An 18,459-nucleotide genomic window follows, 5' to 3' on the forward strand; every position below is an offset into this window, starting at 1 on the left:
CCAAGTAACGTTGGAAGAAGAAATTAGTTTATAAAATAAGTTAGTAAAAACGTCCGAAATGAGAATGATCATTTCAGACGTTTTTTTGTACGTTATTCTGTTTCATATACCTAAACATGCGCGATACGTTTTTTGTTAAATGTTTAAATATAAAGCCCCAGTCTGTCATTGTTAATGCGAGCAAACTTAGTTAGTAGAAAGTTAAAAAAATTCGACAATCGCTTTCGAAGAGTTTGCGTATCTTATTAGTAGATCGGCTAAACTCCCGTTGAATCGCTTGATTTCCTCTTTTTGATGAGAGCGAGGAAACAGACAAACTGTCTTTTCGTTTGCTAAGAGATAATCACCATCGATCGTTCGAGCAACTAAGCGAAAGGAGGAAAGGAGATTCACGATATCCTCTTTATCCCACGAGGTAAATTCGATTGTACGCAAAACGCTAGCTTTGAAGTGTTTGGCAGAAGGGAAAAAGACAAGTTCTTCATAATCATAAAGCTGTTCCTCTTTAAGCCAAGCAAGTGTCTGTTCTAATGTATTGTTTTTGTCCAACTGTTCAAACAATCGTTCCACCTACTTTTCATTTGGTATCAAGACAGTAAAGTCAATGCTTGTGTTCTTGTTTGACCCTTTTGCCTCTAACTCGACACTTTCAGGGATGAGTTCATCACCAACATAATGTGGAGTAACACGGTAGCGAATCGTTTCTCCATGATTCAATGCTCTGCGAATTTTCAATTCATAATAGTTCATGTAGGGATCATTGACTGGAAATTGAAACAAAGTAACTAAATTTCTTTCATCGTCGCCACTACCACCAAATTGTTTAGCAATCAGATGTCCACGAGAATGGTCATATCTGGGTCCGGAAATAAACCCAGGAGGACGAATATCACGATTTGCACTGGTACCGGTATTGATCATTGATTTTTCCAATAAGGCATCTGCACCAGTTGGACGTCCTAATTGATCAAGCTCATGGTATTCGATCCAACCTTTGTTTGTTGCAAGTTCAGCTAAATCAAAGGAAGCTCTCCCTAATTCTTGTGGACCAGGATTGTTTCCAGTCGGGGCTAAGTCTTCTTCTTGGGGTAAGCCGTTGTTTCTTGGTTCAGATGAGTCAGGTATACTACTTGTGATAGTAGCTTCACTTTTGGTTGTACTTTCGACTGGTTTATCAGAAGATTCCATACTATATGTACTCATGTTTGATCGTTGGGCAGTTGAAACTCCCGATTCACTATCAATTGAATCAGTATAGCTAGATTCACTGTAATCCCTTGAGATCGGTTGTTCTACATTCACTAGATCCATTCCGATAAAGCCGATTGCGCCAAAAACAACTATAGAGATCAATGTGCCCCATAGTTTTTTTAAATTTTTCATTCTTCCACCTCCTTTGTTAGTATAATCCAAAATCAAGTGGACTAAAAGTGAAAACTTTATCCAAAGTAGGTTAATTATATAGGTTAGTATGATATGATATTCATGTACACAAAGGAGGCGAATGAGATGATAGGAGGAATCGCAATCATCACGATTTACTGGTACGTTTTACTCATATGTGCTGGGATTGCAGTGTTACTTGTTATTTTTGGAGATGTCTTTGATTTCGACGGACCTATCGACCCGATGCTGATCGTTCCCTGGTTGACTTTTACCAGTTTATTAGGATATTTAGGTGAATCCTTGACCGACCAGTCCTCGTTAGTGGTTTTCGTAATCAGCGCGATTATTGCAACCGTTTTAGTTTTTTTGTTGAATTTTTATATCTTGATGCCGATGAAGCATGCAGAATCGACGCTATCAACTTCTGAAAAATCATTAGAAGGTCAAATCGCGACAGTGGTGACGCCGATACCGATCCAAGGAATGGGAGAGATCCAATTAAAAAGTGTTACTGGTTCAATCAGTCGCCCGGCTTGTTTTTATACACCTCAAGAGTCGATGATCGGACGTGGCGAAAAGGTGTTGATCATTGAAGTAAGAGACCGTGTTTGTTATGTTACACCGTACGAAAGTATGTTGAAAATGTAAAGGAGTGGAAGAAATGGAAATATCTGGAGTGTTTGTTGCTATTGTTTTAGCAGTATTGATCGTTTTAATGTTATTGATCGTCTTTGTCGCTAAGTACCAAACGGCAAAGCCGGACGAAGCATTGATCATCAGTGGTAGTTATTTAGGAAGTAAAAATGTCCATGCCGATGAGAGTAATAATAAAATCAAAATCGTCCGCGGTGGAGGTGCATTCGTACTACCAGTTTTCCAACGTTCGAATCGCATCAGTTTATTATCAAGTAAATTAGACGTATCTACCCCAGAAGTTTATACGGAGCAGGGTGTTCCTGTGATGTGTGATGGAACTTCGATCATCAAGATCGGTTCTTCTGTAGAAGAAATTGCGACAGCAGCGGAACAATTTCTAGGGAAAACGCGAGAAGAACTTGAAAATGAAGCGCGTGAAGTATTAGAAGGTCACTTGCGGTCGATCCTAGGTTCGATGACGGTGGAAGAAATCTATCAAAATCGTGACAAATTCAGCCAAAGCGTGCAAGAAGTTGCCTCGGTGGATCTAGCGAAAATGGGCTTGATCATTGTTTCATTCACGATCAAAGAAGTCCGTGATAAGAATGGTTATTTGGATTCTTTAGGGAAACCACGGATCGCTCAAGTCAAACGTGATGCTGATATTGCAGAGGCAGAAGCCTTAAAAGAAACGCGTATCAAAAAAGCGCAAGCTGAGAAAGAATCTCAGGCTGCTGAATTACAACGTCAAACAGAGATCGCCGAATCTTTAAAAGAAAAAGAATTGAAACTAGCTGCCTACAAGCAGGAACAAGATGTGGCACGAGCAAAAGCCGACCAAGCGTATAATTTAGAAAGTGCCAGAGAACAACAACAAGTAATCGAACAAGAAATGCAAGTAAAAGTCGTTGAACGTCAAAAACAAATCGAATTAGAAGAAAAAGAAATCATTCGTCGGGAAAAACAATACGATTCTGAAGTGAAGAAAAAAGCCGATGCGGATCGTTACGCCAAAGAACAAGAAGCACAAGCGCAAAAAGTCAAAGAAGTGACAGAGGCAGAAGCAGAACAATTTAGAATCGAAGCATTAGCCCAAGCACAAGCCAATCAAACTCGTTTAGCTGGACAAGCCGAGGCAGAAGCAACGTTAGCAAAAGGGAAAGCGGAAGCGGAAGCGAAGCAAAAAATCGCAGATGCGTTCAAAGAATACGGAGAAGCTGCTGTGCTTAGCATGGTGATCGAAATGTTGCCTCAATTGATGCGTGAAGCGGCACAACCTCTAGGAAATATCGAAAAAATCTCTGTTGTTGACACAGGTAATTCCTCAGGTGAAGCAGGTGGCGCCAATCGAGTGACAAGCTATGCGACAAACTTGTTGTCTACGACACAAGAAACATTGAAAGAAACAACTGGATTGGACATCAAAGATATTATCGAGAACCTTTCCACTCGTGGAAATTCTAGACAATTGAATGTCTATGAAGGATCAAATGAACCGAAAGAATAACTTAAGAAAGAGAGTGGGACAATAATCAGAAGAAAATCTGATTATTGTCCCACTTTTTTTGCGTATTTTTGAATTTTAGGAACACAAAAAAGCACACAACCTTGTATGATTAAAGTGACTAAACCCAATCAAAAAGGAGTGTGCCTTATGTTCAAAAATTATACCATTAATCAAACCACTTTACCACTAGATATGGAACAGTTTATTCCTGAAACTGATGTTGCGTTTGCCGTCAATTCTTTAGTTGAAGCAATCCCTCCACACCTCTTCGATGAATTAGAACACCAACTTGGGCGTCCTGCCTATCATCCAAAAATGATGTTAAAGATTCTTCTTTATGCCTATACCCAACGTGTTTTTTCTGGTCGAAAGATTGAATTCCTTTTAGACGATAGCTATCGGATGCGTTGGTTAGCCAATCACGAACAAGTTAGCTACCGCACGATCAACCGATTTCGAAATCATGAGACAACCGCTCAGTTGTTAGCTGAAGCCTTTGTTCTATTTCGTCGTCAGTTGATTACGAATCAAGTCATCGATAACGAAGCGATTTTTATTGATGGCACGAAAATTGAAGCGGACGCCAATAAGTTTAGCTTTGTTTGGCGAAAAGCAGCTACTCGATACGAACGTGCTTTAGATGAAAAATCTGAAGCATTCTACCAAGCGCTCTATCAAGAAGAGATTCTCCCTTGTTTAAAAGAGGAAGAGCAATCCGATGGATTGTCGAGCGACCAACTAGAAGAAGTCGCTCATCATCTAGAAGCTGAACTCCATGAAACAAATACACAATTAGCCCAGGAACAATCCCCAAAAAAGCAAAGTCAGTTAAAGAGAAAAAGACGAGTCTATAAAAAATACCTTCGACAAGTACAAGCGGATTACCTACCAAGAAAACAAAAATATGAACGATATCGTCGTCTCTTCCAAGAACGAAACAGCTTTTCTAAAACAGATACGGACGCCACCTTTATGCGAATGAAAGACGATTATATGCGTAATGGACAGCTAAAACCAGGATATAATCTACAAATTGCGACAGAAAACCAGTATATCTTAGCCTATGACTTATTCCCAAATCCAACGGACACTAAAACCTTAGCGCCATTTTTAGATAGTTTTTTAGAACAACATAAAGAGCTACCAGAATATATTGTAGCTGATGCAGGTTATGGGAGCGAACAAAATTATATGTATATCCATGATGTTCTACATAAAACACCCTTGATCACCTACAGTACGTATTACAAAGAAAGCAAAAAGAAGAACAAGGAGAATCCGTTCAACGTAGAAAATTGGCGCTATCTGCAAGAACAAGATGAGTATATTTGCCCAGCAAAGCGACCTGTCCCGTTCAAAGGCTATAGTCGGAGAAAAGATAAAGGAGGCTTTGTCCGAGATTTCAAAGTGTATGAATGCGAAGATTGTCGAGCTTGTCCAGTCCGGAGTCAATGTACCCGTTCGAAAGGCACACAAAAGCGGCAGCTTCTAGTGAATAATTCTTGGCGCTATTTTAAAGCAGAATGCAAAAAGAAGCTTTTGGAGGAAAAAACCGGTGCGATTTACCGTCGACGAAAAGTCGATGTCGAACCAGTGTTTGGTCATCTAAAGGCTCACTTAGCGTTCCATCGTTTTCACTTACGAGGAAAACAAGGAGCGACGATTGATGTGGGTTTGGCACTTATGGCATTAAATCTGAGAAAATTAGGGAAGTACATGGAGAGAAATGTGCGAATACAAACGAAAACGAGTCCAATTTTGACAAAATACATCAAAATTGGACTCATTTCTATTTTTGAGGAAGGACTAATGTCCCACTCTCTTTCATTTTTATTTGCTATTTTTTTCATTTTGCTCACGGATCTGTGCTTTTACTTCTTCAAGATTTTCAAGTAAAGCCTGTTCTTTTTTTCTTAATTCTTCCAAGTCTTCGACAATCTCTTCTTTTTTTTCAACTTCTGGTGGACGCAAACAAAAATTGATACCGATAGCAATAAATGTCCCGATAAATGTATCGAAAACCCGCTCAATCGCATAGAACGCTGATTCACCTTGGGGGATGCTTAAAGAGATTAGTAATAGTGTTGCGATAGCAGCAATGATCCCAGAATTATTATTGATACCGTCAGATAAGACGATCACAATGATTACTAAAAGAGGTAAAACGATCAATTCAACTAAAAAATCATTGTGAAAATAACTTTTAACAAAAAAATAAAAAATTCCTAATCCGCCACCAAGTAGATTGCCAATAATACGGGAACGACCAAAAGAAAAGGTCGTAGTCAAATCTTGGCGCAAGGAAAAAACAGCAGATAGGGCAGCAATCATTGGAATGCCACGATCAAAGAGATGAAAGATCAAAATACATAAGAAAACGGCTAAAGCACTCTTCATTGTACGCATACCAAGTCGAAAGCGTCCAAATTGCATAGTATACTCTCCTTTACGTTCTTTACAATATCATAACTAAACTTACCTTGGATTGCTAGTTTTTCATGGATGAATTTAGTATAATTCAATAAAAAGAAAGGAGCCGATCATGCGTATTGGAATGAGAACGGTAAAAACGGTCATCAGTGTATTTGCTTCCATGTTGGTTGCCAACTACTTTTCTTTGTTGTTCTGGCCGTCTGCCGGTATTATAGCATTGTTGAGTGTAGGGAATACTCGTCGCTCCACCTTGATGACTGGGATCTATCGAATCGCTGCATTTATTGTTGCCACACTGATTGCCTTTTTGTGCTTTACTCTTTTTGGCTATCGAATCATCAGTTTCAGTGTCTTTCTATTATTTTTTATTCCAATCGCCGTGCGGTTCAAATTGACAGAAGGAATCGTTGTAAACTCAGTCTTGATCACTCATTATCTTAGTGAACAAAGTATGAGTTGGCAATTGATCACAAACGAAGCAGCCTTGATGATCATTGGCGTAGGCTTTGCTTTGTTATCTAATGTCTATATGCCAGATAGTAAAAAACGTTTAAAGGAAAATCAAATGATCATTGAAGAGCGATTTCGTCTTCTTTTGAAGAATATGGCAGACTTTTTGCTTTCTGGCGAAGCTTACGAAAATCAAGGGTTATGCAAAGAATTACAAGTTTATATTCGAGAAAGCCAAGCATATGCACGGAATCACCAAGAGAATAACTTGCTTAGACAAAATCAATACTATGAAACCTATTTTTCTATGCGACGGGCTCAGATCAATGTGATCCAAGATATGCAAGAAAATTTAGCTTATATCCAGGACCCAGTGCCTTATAGCGACCATATATACGGCTTGTTGATCTATACAGCTGAGACATTTTCTGAATCAAATGATGGCAAAGAAATATTGACACGGATCGAAGAGGTCTATGGAATGTATCGTCAAATGCCATTGCCGACTACTCGAAGTGAATTTGAAGATCGTGCGGAATTGTTTCAGTTTTTACAGTCATTCAAAAGTTTTATTGAAATAAAAGTAGAATTTTCTCAGCAGATGATAGTGGATGCGGAAAAGTGAACAAATAAGACGAAGCGATGAGAAGACCATTCTCGCTTCGTCTTATTTTTATTTTGTTTATTTGTTATTCTTCCAATGCTCTTGCATATCATCTAAGAGTGCAATCACTTCGGTGGTTAAGTACAGGGAACGGTTTGGAAGTTCTCCTTCGATCATTTTTACCATATTTTCAATTTCATAATTCATTGCTTGCGCACGATGACCACTTTCGATCAATTCTTTTGTACCGTCAGTATAAATGATTTCGGCTTGGTCAGCTCTAGGATAATCATTGATCGAGATATACCCATTTTCAAAAGCAACGATTCCGACTTTTGGCATTTTTGCTTGGAAGGTCAGGTTGATCGTAGCTAGTTCATTTTCTTTATTTTGCAAGATCGTTACAGATTGTTCATCGACACCTGTTTTAAATGGAATCATACGAGAGGCGATGACTTCCGGTTGTGAGCTCAAAAAGAATCGAGCAAATGAAACAGCATAGGTTCCAATGTCAAGTAATGCTCCACCTGCTAAATCAGGGTTGAAGAAGCGGTTGGTCGGATCAGGTTCTTTGTAACTGCCAAAAGGTGCTTGGATCATCTTTAATGCACCTAACTTGCCTGAATCGATCATTGAACGAAGTTGATGATACAAAGGCATGTTGAAAATCGTCATCGCTTCTGCCAAGATCAGCTGTTTTTGTTCGGCTAATTGGATGGCTTGTTGAAGTTCTGCCTTATTCATCGTGATGGCTTTTTCGCATAAGACATGTTTCCCAGCTTCCAAGGCAGGAAGGATATAGTCGATATGTTGACGATTCGGAACGGCGATATACACGATATCAACCTCAGCATCTTGCAACATTTCACGATAATCGCCATACGCTTTTTTGATAGAATGGCGTGTAGCAAAATCCTGTGCTTTTTCCAAAGTTCGTGATGCAACAGCAACCAATTCACTTGATGTTTGATCGAAGTTTTCTGCAAATTCGTTAGCAATCGATCCTAGACCGACAATGCCCCATTGGTATTTTTTCATTTTTCATCTCTCCTTGACGTGATATATTTAATATAAGGGTATTTAGTTGAATACTCTTGGTTTCGCTATTATTATATCAAAAAAAGGACATCCCATCGTTCTGAAGAATTGCTTTCTAAAAAAAGGTGAAAGAAATGTTCTAATAGATGATTTTTTAACTTAATTTAAGTAGAATAAGAAGGAGGAGGAGATTGCGATGCATCAAGTATACGTTGATCTTATTATGAGTGTTTTACTCGAACAATTTGAAACAGAAGAAAATTTCTTAGATACTTATCTATTGGTGGATGAAACAACTTGGCAAGCTTGGAAGCGTGGTGAACAAAACTTACCGTCCGAGGCTATGCAAAAAGTGAAAAATCTTTTTACGGACTATGAATGGATGTTGACGCAAAAAATTCTACGTCAAACCATTATTTTCCCTGAAAAAAGAAACGTTGCAGTAGCCGAATATAAGCAAATCAAAACACGTATTGCTCAGAAATGGGTAAGTAGTGGCAGTGCGAATGTAGAGTTGCTCCCTTTAAAAAATGATCAAATTGTCAATGGATATCTTGACTTGAAAGTCAGTATTCAATATGATGAGTGGGGTTATGATGACATTTTGAACTTTCGATTACCAGCAGAAGTTCAAAAGCAAATCGAAGGGGAGAAAATCGAGTTGTTAGATTGGGTAAATGAAAATCTGGAAGAAACTTACGTGAGTGAGAAAGTGGAACCAGAAAGGGAATGAAAGGATTTTTTGCGTGAATAAAATTTTAGGCGTTATCTCAGTCGTGATTATGATTGTTGCGATGGGCTATCTGGTTATTAGTGAGAGTCGGACGGATACGAAAGCTCAAGCTGATAATTCAAAGACAGAACAAACAAATACGACGAGTGCGACAGAAGAAAGTACAGAAAAAGCAACAAAAAAAGCAACCTCTAGTGATTTACCAGATGTTAAGTTGGATGATTGGTCGCTAGTATTGGTAGGACCTGATCATAAAATCGAGACAGAAATCGATGAAGCCAACCAATTGGCTGCGCTAGATAATGGCTATCTGATCGACAAACGTATTAAAGCTGATTATGAAGAACTGGCTAACGCAGCTAAAGCTGCGGGCTTTCCTTTAGTTATGGTATCGGCTTATCGCTCAGTTGCGACACAACAAGAGGTGTTCGCTCAAAATGTCCAACAGGTGATGAGTAGTCAGGGAGTCACTGAAGAAGAGGCGACCGCGATTACGAAAAAAACTATGACAGAACCGGGTTACAGTGAACACCATACAGGTTTAGCTGTGGATGTGGTCGATGAAACATGGTACAACAATTATCCCAATACTGTATTGGATGAAAAATATGGTGACGAACCAGGTGCGAAATGGCTTGCGGACAATGCCTCTAAATATGGCTTTATCATCCGTTATCCAAAAGGTCGAGAAGATATTACAAAAATCACTTACGAACCTTGGCACCTACGTTATGTAGGCAAAGAAAGTGCAGAATATATCACATCAAACGATTTAACGATGGAGGAGTACTTGGACCAACTAAAAGAAAAGTAGGAATAAGAGATGGCAAAAAACAAATGGAAAAAACAAAGGCGTAAAAATAATCGCTGGTTTGCTGTAGTTTTAGGGAGTATGTTGATCATGATGGCTTTTGTTTTTTCTTTGAGAAGTTTGTCATCGCCCTACTCTACGGAAGCACAGCAACAAGAAACACTGACTCATCAGGAATTTATCAACGCATTAGTTCCACATGCGAAAGAACTACAACAAGGCTATGGCGTTTTGCCAAGTATCATTATTGGGCAAGCCATCCTTGAATCTGATTGGGGCAATAGTACGCTTGCCAGTAAATATAAGAACTTGTTCGGTATCAAAGCGTTTGGGAACGAAGAAAAAGTCAATCTGGAAACAAAAGAATATATCAATGAAGAATGGATCACCATCCAAGGAGACTTTCGAGTCTATTCTTCGTGGGAACAATCAATGGATGACCACACAGCTTTATTTGTCAATGGTGTCGATTGGAATCCTGCATTGTATGCGAATGTGATCACTGCGACCAATTATATTGAAGCAGCTCATGCGTTACAGGCGGCAGGATATGCGACAGATCCGACATATGCTGATAAAATCATACATGTGATTGAAACTTACCAGTTAAATCAATACGATCAATAATCAGAAAAGAACGGAAGTGGACGGATGGCAGATTTATTTGTTCCAGAAATAATGACAGAATTACGTAAGGATATCGTGAGAGTCCCAGAGGTCATTATGGAAGCAAGTGGTATTAAAATTTTTGGCAAGTTGATACGTTCGATTATCTTCACCACGGATATTGCGATTATCAGAAACACCAATGCAAATGCGGTGATCGCAGTTTATCCTTTTACACCCCATCCGGCGATTACGAAAAGTATTATTGAAGCAGCGGATATCCCTGTGTTTTCAGGTGTCGGCGGTGGCTTGACACAAGGGATGCGTTCGGCATATATGAGCCTTTTTGCAGAAGCACAAGGATCATTAGGCGTAGTCTTGAATGGTCCAACGCCAGTAGAGACTGTCCATGATGTCTGTCAAGTGGTTGATATACCGGTAATCAGTACAGTCACGTCTAAATACTCGGAAATCGACGAAAAATTGGCAGCAGGCATTACGATCATCAATATCAGTGCGGGAAAAGATACAGCAGACACTGTTCGCTTTTTCCGAGAAAAGTACCCAGAATTACCAATTATTGCGACTGGAGGTCCCACGGAAGAAAGCATCAAAGAAACGATTGAAGCTGGCGCCAATGCGATCACCTACACACCACCTAGTAGCGGAGAGTTATTCAGTCGTAAAATGGACAAGTATCGAAAAATCGAGAAAACCAATTAAATTTAGAAAATATAGTGTTTCATGCGGTATGACACAAGCTATCATCCACAAAAATGTCTTCAATTTTTGTGTGGTTGATAGCTTGTTTTTGATGAGATGATCGATTGGCAAAAATGGCATTTAAGAAAGTAGTGAAGTTCTTTGGTTATGAAGAGATTTTTTTGCCAGCTAGCGATTCGCTTGTTCATTTTTTTGTTTTGATAATGATTCTAAGAGGTCTTATGTTTAAGATAAATCCTTCATGAGAAATACAAGAAATATGGTTGTAAGTTTCAGAAACAAGTGTTAGACTGTTTTCATCATTTAAAAAACAAGCCATTTTGTTTGTTGGAAACAATTTTTTACCAATAGAATAATCAAACGACTTATATATCGTCATAATAAGGATGACAGTTTCTAGCCAGCACCGTAAATGTTGGACTATAAGTAAAAAAGTAGTGATCCATCTTTTTTGCTTATATATGAGCAGGAGAGATGTTTTTTTCTATTGTGAGTGGCACGAATTTAGTAAGAAAAGGAGTAAATAAAGTGAGAGAATTAGTAGAACGTATCAATGAAGATGGACAAGTCTTGGGTGAAGGCGTGTTGAAAGTAGATAGTTTTGTTACCCATCAGGTAGACCCAGTGTTGATGGAACAAATGGGCCAACGTTTTGCGGAAGTATTTAAAGAGCAAGGAATCACTAAAGTGGTGACGATTGAAGCTTCAGGTATCGCCCCCGCTTTATTTGCAGCTAAAGAGCTAGGTGTACCGATGATTTTTGCAAGAAAAGCCAAAAGTTTGACGATGGATGAAGAATTATTGACGGCTTCCGTCTATTCCTTTACGAAACAAGTAACAAGCACGATATCGATTTCTCGTAAATTCTTGTCTTCTGACGATAAAGTATTGATCATTGATGACTTTTTAGCGAATGGCCAAGCGGCAAAAGGGTTGATCGAATTATGCCAACAAGCAGGAGCTAGCGTTGAGGGAATCGGGATCGTCATTGAAAAATCATTCCAAGATGGTCGTCAACTTCTTGAAGAAATGGGCTTAAAAGTAGTTTCACTTGCTCGTGTGGCATCACTTTCTAATGGCCAAGTAGAATTTCTTGAGGAGGATGCGTAAGCGTGGAGAAAGAAACACAAAATGGAAAAGCAGCTGTCTTAGGGTTACAGCATTTATTAGCGATGTATGCGGGAGCAGTTGCTGTACCGTTATTGATTGGTACGGGTTTAGGGTTTAATCAAGAACAAATGACTTATCTTATCTCGATCGATATTTTCATGTGTGGGTTAGCAACCCTCTTGCAGTTGACTGTCAATCGCTTTTTCGGGATCGGCTTACCAGTTGTTTTAGGTTGTGCGATCCAAGCCGTTGCACCGTTGATTTTGATCGGTAGCACAGAAGGTGTCGGTGCGATCTATGGCTCGATCATCGCATCAGGGGTTTTTGTTGTGCTAGTTGCTGGTTTCTTTTCAAAGATCAAAAAGCTTTTTCCGCCGATTGTTACTGGAACTGTGATTACAGTGATCGGATTGACATTGATTCCTGTAGCTATCGAAAAAATGGGTGGCGGTAGTGCAACTGCACCTGGCTTTGGTGATTTGACGAATTTATTATTAGCGTTTGTCACGATCCTACTGATCGTTGGTGTGCAATTATTAGGCAAAGGGTTCATTCGATCCATTGCGGTTTTGATCGGTCTGATCGGAGGAAGTGTCTTAGCTGCTTTTTTAGGTAGAATCGATCTAGGAGCGATTGGACAAGCCCCCGTTTTCCACGTACCACAACCATTTTACTTTGGAAAACCGACATTTGAAATCTGGTCGATCTTATTGATGATCATCATTTCAATGGTGAGCATGGTTGAATCAACAGGCGTCTATTTTGCCTTAGGAGATATCACTGGGCAAAAAGTCGGCGAAGAGCAGCTGAAAAAGGGCTATCGAGCAGAGGGCTTAGCCGTGATCTTAGGTGGTATTTTTAACACGTTTCCTTATACTGGCTTTTCGCAAAATGTCGGGTTGGTACAACTTTCAGGGATCAAAACGAGAAAACCCATTTACTTTTCTGCTTTCTTCCTGATCATCTTGGGTTTATTCCCTAAAATCGGTGCAGTTGCTCAGATCATTCCTGAACCAGTCCTTGGTGGCGGTATGTTGGTCATGTTTGGGATGGTGGCGATCCAAGGAATTCGGATGTTGTTAGAAGTGGATTTTACAAATGACAAAAATTTACTGATTGCTGCAGTGTCGATCGGTTTTGGTTTAGGCTTCAATTTGATGCCCGAACTCTTCAGCCAGTTGCCTGAAACGGTTCAAATGTTTACAGGAAACGGGATCGTTATGAGCAGTATCACAGCAATCGTTTTGAACTTAGTTTTTAATGGATTGAAACAAGACGAGAGAATCATTAAAGAAGCATTGAAATAATATAGATCACTTCACAAAAATAGTTAGTAATGAATGAGGTCAGCACAGAAGTGTTTAGCCTCGAGAAATAAGGCGACCTCCACGAAAATTGTTTTTCAATTTTTTGTGGAGGTCGCCTTATTTTCGAAGAGGTTACTTTTTCCCGGCGTTTATTTAGTTTTAGGTGGTGCGAGAAGACGACTGTCCCAGACGAATTTTTTGTAGCATAGTCATGGACAGATTCACCCTGCATTTTGGATGCATGAAGAAAAAAGTGTTATATACTAAAAAAACAAATGATTTGGATTGGAAAAAACTTGATTTCAACTAGCAAGATTCAATTTTAAAAAATACGAACAATAAACCTTTTTATCTGTTTTTCATTCGAATTTATCTTGATTTACAGAGGGGCGATTGATAAAATATGAGTGAATACAAATCGAGAGGAGAAACGTATGGCTGCAAAAATTTCTGTAATAATGGGGAGCATCTCGGATTGGGACACAATGAAACACGCATGCGAGATCATCGAAGAATTTGGCGTTTCTTTTGAAAAGAAAGTAGTTTCAGCACATCGAACACCGGATTTGATGTTTTCGTATGCAGAAGAAGCTCGAGAAAAAGGTATAAAAGTAATTATTGCAGGTGCAGGGGGGGCGGCCCATTTACCTGGAATGGTTGCTGCAAAGACGACACTACCAGTTATTGGTGTTCCTGTTCAAAGCCGAACATTGAATGGATTAGATTCTTTGCTATCTATTGTCCAAATGCCAGGTGGCGTGCCTGTGGCGACGACAGCGATTGGAAAAGCAGGCGCAATTAATGCCGGTCTACTTGCGATACAGATGCTTTCAATGTATGATTTAGAGTTGGAGGCTGCATTAGCGAAACGACGCGCAATGTCGGTTGAATCTGTAATAGAAAGTAGTGATCAACTTGGTTAAACCATTATTACCAGGCTCGACGATCGGAATCGTCGGTGGTGGACAGTTAGGTCGCATGATGGCGATCAGTGCAAAAGAGATGGGATTCAAAGTCGGTGTACTTGATCCGATGAATGATTGTCCGGCTGCTCAAGTAGCGGACTGGCACATTGAAAGTTCCTACGATGATACGTTTGCTCTAGAAGAACTTGCAAGACGAACTGAGGTTATCACCTACGAATTTGAGAATGTGAGTGTAGAAGCACTGAATGCGATTTTGCCGATGTCATTTATTCCTCAAGGAACAGATTTGTTGGCGATCACGCAAGATCGTCTACTAGAAAAATCATTTTTAGAAACAAATAATATCGTGATCGCTCCACATGCAACGATCGTCAGTCCCACAGATATCCAAGATGCAATCGATGGTATCGGTTATCCTTGTGTCTTGAAAACAACTCGAGGCGGATATGATGGTAAGGGGCAATATGTACTGAAGAGTCGAGCGGACTTAGCTCCTGCGATGGATCTTTTAAGAGAAGGAACATGCGTATTAGAAGCTTGGATTCCGTTTGAAAAAGAACTATCGATCATGGTCGCAGGCAATGGGCAAGGGCAATATACGACATTTCCAGTTGTTGAAAATATCCACCGTAATAATATTCTCCATGAAACGATTGCGCCAGCAACTGTTTCAGCGGATGTGATCGAAGAGGCAGAAAGAATTGCTAAAGTGATTGCTGAAGCAGTGAGTTTGTCCGGTGAACTGGGCGTCGAAATGTTTTTGACGAAGACTGGTGGATTGTATGTGAATGAATTGGCACCGCGTCCACACAATTCAGGACATTACACCTTAGAAGCATGCGGAATGACACAATTTGATGCGCATATCCGTGGGATTTGCGGTTGGCCTTTACCTAAAAAAGTCCCATTGTTAAGTGATGCAGTCATGGTCAACGTTTTAGGGGAACAACTATTAGAAAGTTACAATTTGATTGCGAAAAAACAAGATTGGAAATTTCATTTCTATGGTAAGAAACAAGCGAAAAAAGGTCGTAAGATGGGACACATCACGATTTTGACAGAAGATATCGAGTCGACATTGAAAGAAATCGAAAAAACGAATATTTGGGATTAAAGGAGAATAGTTGATGTTAGAACGTTATACACGACCTGAAATGGGCAATATTTGGACAGAGCAAAATAAATATCAAGCATGGTTAGAAGTTGAAATACTTGCTGATGAAGCTTGGGCAGAATTAGGAGAAATACCTAAAGAAGATGTAGCGAAAATCCGTGAACACGCGTCTTTTGATATCGCTCGTATTTTAGAGATCGAGCAATCGACACGCCACGATGTCGTTGCTTTTACTCGAGCAGTTTCGGAAACACTTGGCGACGAAAGTAAATGGGTCCATTATGGACTAACAAGTACAGATGTGGTGGATACAGCTTATGGTTACCAAATCAAACAAGCAAATGACATTTTGCGCGAAGATTTGAAACGTTTCACAGCGATCATTGGTGAAAAAGCCAAAGAGCATAAGTATACAGTCATGATGGGACGTACGCATGGTGTGCATGCTGAGCCAACGACTTTCGGCCTTAAATTAGCTACTTGGTATTCTGAGATGAAACGAAATATCGAACGTTTTGAACATGCAGCAAAAGGCGTAGAAGCAGGGAAAATCTCCGGTGCTGTTGGTACGTTTGCGAATATCCCTCCGTTCATTGAAGAATATGTCTGCGAAAAACTAGGCATCCGTCCGCAAGAAGTATCGACGCAAGTTTTACCACGTGATCTACATGCCGAATATTTTGCGACGATGTCATTGATTGCGACCAGTATCGAACGCTTTGCGACAGAGATTCGTGGACTTCAAAAATCGGAAACACGAGAAGTCGAAGAATTTTTTGCCAAAGGACAAAAAGGCTCATCTGCTATGCCACATAAACGTAATCCGATCGGTTCAGAAAATATGGCTGGCTTAGCGCGAGTGATCCGTGGGCATATGATTACCGCTTATGAAAATGTTTCATTGTGGCACGAAAGAGATATCTCCCATTCTTCTGCAGAACGGATCATTCTACCTGATACAACGATCCTACTTGATTACATGTTGAACCGCTTTGGCAATATCGTTAAAAATCTGACGGTATTCCCAGAAAACATGAAACGTAACATGGATGCGACATTTGGCTTGATCTATAGCCAACGTGTCATGTTGAAATTGATTGATAAAGGGATGACAAGAGAAGAAGCCTATGATCTTGTTCAACCTAAGACAGCGTATGCTTGGGATAACCAAGTGTCCTTCCGTCTGTTACTTGAAGAAGACGAAGCGATCACTTCTGTTTTGACACCAGAAGAAATCGCTGAAGCATTTGATTACAACCACCATATGAAAAATGTGGATGTCATTTTTGAACGTGTCGGTTTAGCATAAACCATTCAGTAAGAATAGATGTTAACAATGTTTCTCGACTGATCGAGAAAAACCGAACAATCACTAGCTAGAACTATTTTTTTAAATGCAAGAAAAAAAGAACATCCTTCAGACTAACTTCTGAGGGATGTTCTTTTTGGTTTAAGCATAAGCCATTTGATGACCCAAATTGAAATGTTGGGAATGTAGAAGATTCAATAATGTTTCAACAAATGTATAGCCAAATTCTTGTTGATCGAAGGTCACGAGCAATCGGTAATGATGCTTGAATAGCTTTTGCTCATGGATTTGTTTGATCACTAGTTCATGGTTGTTTTGGGTCAAGTAATGGAATGTTCGTTTTCGACACTCCGATTGTCGTTTTGCTGCACGGCGAAGTTTTCTAAATGTATAAAAACTTCGATCCTTCATGCAGGCATCAACATCTTTGATAGCAAGTAGATCATTGTATAAGCGTGATTTTTCTTCAACAGATAAATCGAGTAAAAAGCGTTGGGCAGACGTACTTGGATCTTCCATTTAGTTACCTCCTTGAAACCTCTAACTGTTTTCTTTAAATCTACTATATCACCAATCAATAAATGTGTAAACGCTTCTTAACGAAGAACAACTATTCTTAATAAAAGCATGAAAGACGAACATTAAATGTTTTTAATGGTTTAAATGTACACTTTTGTATTGATTTGATTCCTGACCCTTGGTAAAATTTAAAGTGAAAAGACGAACAAATAATGTGTGTTGGTAATACAACGTTAACAAACAAGGAGTCGTAGACATGGAAAAACAGAACTTGCTCTATGAAGGAAAAGCAAAAAGAATGTTTAACACGAATGATGAAACTGTCCTGTGGGTGGAGTATCTAGATCAAGTGACTGCCCTCAACGGTGGAATGAAAGACCAAATGCAAGGGAAAGCAGAATTGAACAATCAAATCACAAGTACTATTTTTGAATACTTATCGAATCAAGGAATAAAAAATCATTTTATTGAGAAATTGTCAAAAACCGAACAATTGATTAAAAAACGGTCGATCATTCCCTTAGAAGTGGTCGTCAGAAATATTTCAGCTGGAAGTTTTTCAAAACGCTTAGGAGTAGAAGAAGGGCAAGTGCTACCGACACCGATCGTTGAATTTTATTACAAAAAGGATGAACTAGATGATCCCTTCATCAATGATGCCCACGTTGGTTTCTTAGGGTTAGCAACGCCTGAAGAGATAGCGGAGCTTAAAAAACAAGCGTTGCAAATCAATGACCATCTGATAGAACTATTCAAAAAAATCAATTTACGATTAGTCGATTTTAAAGTGGAATTTGGACGTACTGCGACTGGCGAGATCGAATTAGCAGATGAAATTTCTCCGGATACATGTCGCTTATGGGATCTTACCACTAAGGAACATATGGATAAGGATGTCTACCGGCGAAAGATCGGCAACATCATTCCTGTCTATCAAGAAGTACTCGATCGTTTAAATCAATTATCACTCGAAAATAAAGGAGAATAAATCATGTATTTTGTAAAAGTGTACGTAACATATAAGGACTCAGTATTAGACCCACAAGGAGAGGCAGTTAAAAATGCGGTTCATCGTTTAGGCTACGATACCATTGAAGACATTCGGATCGGGAAATATTTTGAGATCCAAGTCTCAGCAAGTGAAGAAGAAGTAGAAGCAACGATCGAAGCGATTTGTGATCGCTTATTAGCAAATGTAAATATGGAAACGTATCGTTATGAAATCAACAAAATGGAGGAAGTTTAGC

At 39.4% G+C, this 18,459-nt stretch carries 20 protein-coding genes and 1 riboswitch; of the genes, 15 read left to right on the forward strand and 5 right to left on the reverse strand.

The genetic code is table 11. The features are described 5' to 3' along the window. Nucleotides 1-201: 201 nt before the first annotated feature. Together IGI79_RS05725 and IGI79_RS05730 are read right to left on the reverse strand one after the other, a co-directional pair. A complete protein-coding gene (locus tag IGI79_RS05725; RefSeq protein WP_195476334.1) occupies nucleotides 202-561 on the reverse strand; it encodes a hypothetical protein in 360 nt (119 codons plus the stop codon). Nucleotides 562-570: 9 nt separating this feature from the next. Then, entirely contained in the window at nucleotides 571-1,383 is an 813-nt protein-coding gene (locus tag IGI79_RS05730; RefSeq protein WP_195476336.1) for a DNA/RNA non-specific endonuclease, read from the reverse strand. Nucleotides 1,384-1,509: 126 nt separating this feature from the next. Here IGI79_RS05730 and IGI79_RS05735 point away from each other — a divergent pair, with 126 nt between their 5' ends. The 3 genes from IGI79_RS05735 (at nucleotide 1,510) to IGI79_RS05745 (ending at nucleotide 5,425) form a co-directional block, all read left to right on the forward strand. Then, nucleotides 1,510-2,034: an NfeD family protein gene (locus IGI79_RS05735; RefSeq protein WP_104872139.1), complete on the forward strand. Its 525-nt coding sequence runs from the start codon at nucleotides 1,510-1,512 to the stop codon at nucleotides 2,032-2,034. 13 nt (nucleotides 2,035-2,047) lie between these two features. Continuing rightward, nucleotides 2,048-3,529, forward strand: a complete 1,482-nt coding sequence (locus IGI79_RS05740) for a flotillin family protein (RefSeq protein WP_104872138.1) — start codon at nucleotides 2,048-2,050, stop codon at nucleotides 3,527-3,529. Nucleotides 3,530-3,676: 147 nt separating this feature from the next. Next, nucleotides 3,677-5,425 (forward strand): IS1182 family transposase, encoded by a 1,749-nt coding sequence (locus tag IGI79_RS05745; RefSeq protein WP_438845749.1) that lies wholly within the window; start codon nucleotides 3,677-3,679, stop codon nucleotides 5,423-5,425. Here IGI79_RS05745 and IGI79_RS05750 read toward each other — a convergent pair. Next, entirely contained in the window at nucleotides 5,360-5,962 is a 603-nt protein-coding gene (locus IGI79_RS05750; RefSeq protein WP_065096826.1) for an FUSC family protein, read from the reverse strand. The genes IGI79_RS05745 and IGI79_RS05750 overlap by 66 nt on opposite strands. Before the next feature lie 109 nt (nucleotides 5,963-6,071). Between IGI79_RS05750 and IGI79_RS05755 the strand changes: the two genes are divergently transcribed. Further along, entirely contained in the window at nucleotides 6,072-7,037 is a 966-nt protein-coding gene (locus tag IGI79_RS05755; RefSeq protein WP_195476261.1) for an aromatic acid exporter family protein, read from the forward strand. 57 nt (nucleotides 7,038-7,094) lie between these two features. On the opposite strand, the gene IGI79_RS05760 is transcribed toward IGI79_RS05755, so the two are convergent. Then, nucleotides 7,095-8,054: a Gfo/Idh/MocA family protein gene (locus IGI79_RS05760; protein WP_104776286.1), complete on the reverse strand. Its 960-nt coding sequence runs from the start codon at nucleotides 8,052-8,054 to the stop codon at nucleotides 7,095-7,097. Nucleotides 8,055-8,250: 196 nt separating this feature from the next. Between IGI79_RS05760 and IGI79_RS05765 the strand changes: the two genes are divergently transcribed. The 9 genes from IGI79_RS05765 to purB all read left to right on the forward strand — a co-directional run bounded on the left by IGI79_RS05765 (nucleotide 8,251) and on the right by purB (nucleotide 16,693). Next, nucleotides 8,251-8,787, forward strand: a complete 537-nt coding sequence (locus IGI79_RS05765; protein WP_019723461.1) for a hypothetical protein — start codon at nucleotides 8,251-8,253, stop codon at nucleotides 8,785-8,787. Between the two features lie 13 nt (nucleotides 8,788-8,800). Next, nucleotides 8,801-9,601 (forward strand): M15 family metallopeptidase, encoded by an 801-nt coding sequence (locus IGI79_RS05770; protein ID WP_104776287.1) that lies wholly within the window; start codon nucleotides 8,801-8,803, stop codon nucleotides 9,599-9,601. A 9-nt stretch (nucleotides 9,602-9,610) separates the two neighbouring features. Continuing rightward, nucleotides 9,611-10,225 (forward strand): glycoside hydrolase family 73 protein, encoded by a 615-nt coding sequence (locus tag IGI79_RS05775; protein ID WP_071867141.1) that lies wholly within the window; start codon nucleotides 9,611-9,613, stop codon nucleotides 10,223-10,225. Nucleotides 10,226-10,249: 24 nt separating this feature from the next. Then, on the forward strand, nucleotides 10,250-10,927 hold the full coding sequence (locus IGI79_RS05780; RefSeq protein ID WP_010735691.1) for a hypothetical protein: 678 nt from the start codon (nucleotides 10,250-10,252) through the stop codon (nucleotides 10,925-10,927). A gap of 345 nt (nucleotides 10,928-11,272) precedes the next feature. Next, nucleotides 11,273-11,370: riboswitch (purine riboswitch) on the forward strand. A gap of 85 nt (nucleotides 11,371-11,455) precedes the next feature. Next, nucleotides 11,456-12,037 carry a xanthine phosphoribosyltransferase gene (locus IGI79_RS05785; RefSeq protein WP_104872133.1) on the forward strand — a complete coding sequence of 194 codons (582 nt, stop codon included), beginning with the start codon at nucleotides 11,456-11,458 and terminating at the stop codon, nucleotides 12,035-12,037. Nucleotides 12,038-12,039: 2 nt separating this feature from the next. Next, the gene (locus IGI79_RS05790; RefSeq protein ID WP_065096819.1) at nucleotides 12,040-13,344 is read left to right on the forward strand and encodes a nucleobase:cation symporter-2 family protein; all 1,305 of its coding nucleotides are present in this window, start codon (nucleotides 12,040-12,042) and stop codon (nucleotides 13,342-13,344) included. A 434-nt stretch (nucleotides 13,345-13,778) separates the two neighbouring features. Then, nucleotides 13,779-14,267, forward strand: coding sequence for a 5-(carboxyamino)imidazole ribonucleotide mutase (purE, locus tag IGI79_RS05795; RefSeq protein ID WP_065096818.1), 489 nt, complete (start codon nucleotides 13,779-13,781; stop codon nucleotides 14,265-14,267). Continuing rightward, complete coding sequence (purK, locus tag IGI79_RS05800) at nucleotides 14,260-15,384, forward strand: 5-(carboxyamino)imidazole ribonucleotide synthase (RefSeq protein ID WP_195476259.1); 1,125 nt, start codon at nucleotides 14,260-14,262, stop codon at nucleotides 15,382-15,384. The genes purE and purK overlap by 8 nt, the downstream gene beginning before the upstream one ends. A gap of 13 nt (nucleotides 15,385-15,397) precedes the next feature. Next, nucleotides 15,398-16,693, forward strand: a complete 1,296-nt coding sequence (gene purB / locus IGI79_RS05805) for an adenylosuccinate lyase (protein ID WP_195476257.1) — start codon at nucleotides 15,398-15,400, stop codon at nucleotides 16,691-16,693. 141 nt (nucleotides 16,694-16,834) lie between these two features. Here the strand turns inward: purB and IGI79_RS05810 are convergent, their stop codons facing one another. Then, entirely contained in the window at nucleotides 16,835-17,212 is a 378-nt protein-coding gene (locus IGI79_RS05810) for a hypothetical protein (RefSeq protein ID WP_010735685.1), read from the reverse strand. A gap of 256 nt (nucleotides 17,213-17,468) precedes the next feature. Between IGI79_RS05810 and purC the strand changes: the two genes are divergently transcribed. Together purC and purS are read left to right on the forward strand one after the other, a co-directional pair. Then, nucleotides 17,469-18,200 (forward strand): phosphoribosylaminoimidazolesuccinocarboxamide synthase, encoded by a 732-nt coding sequence (gene purC / locus IGI79_RS05815; protein ID WP_065096817.1) that lies wholly within the window; start codon nucleotides 17,469-17,471, stop codon nucleotides 18,198-18,200. Between the two features lie 3 nt (nucleotides 18,201-18,203). After that, nucleotides 18,204-18,458: a phosphoribosylformylglycinamidine synthase subunit PurS gene (gene purS, locus IGI79_RS05820; protein ID WP_065096816.1), complete on the forward strand. Its 255-nt coding sequence runs from the start codon at nucleotides 18,204-18,206 to the stop codon at nucleotides 18,456-18,458. The last annotated feature ends 1 nt before the right edge of the window (nucleotide 18,459 follow it).

Source organism: Enterococcus sp. AZ084 (genome assembly GCF_051714905.1).
GTDB classification, from domain to species: Bacteria; Bacillota; Bacilli; order Lactobacillales; family Enterococcaceae; genus Enterococcus_B; species Enterococcus_B pernyi.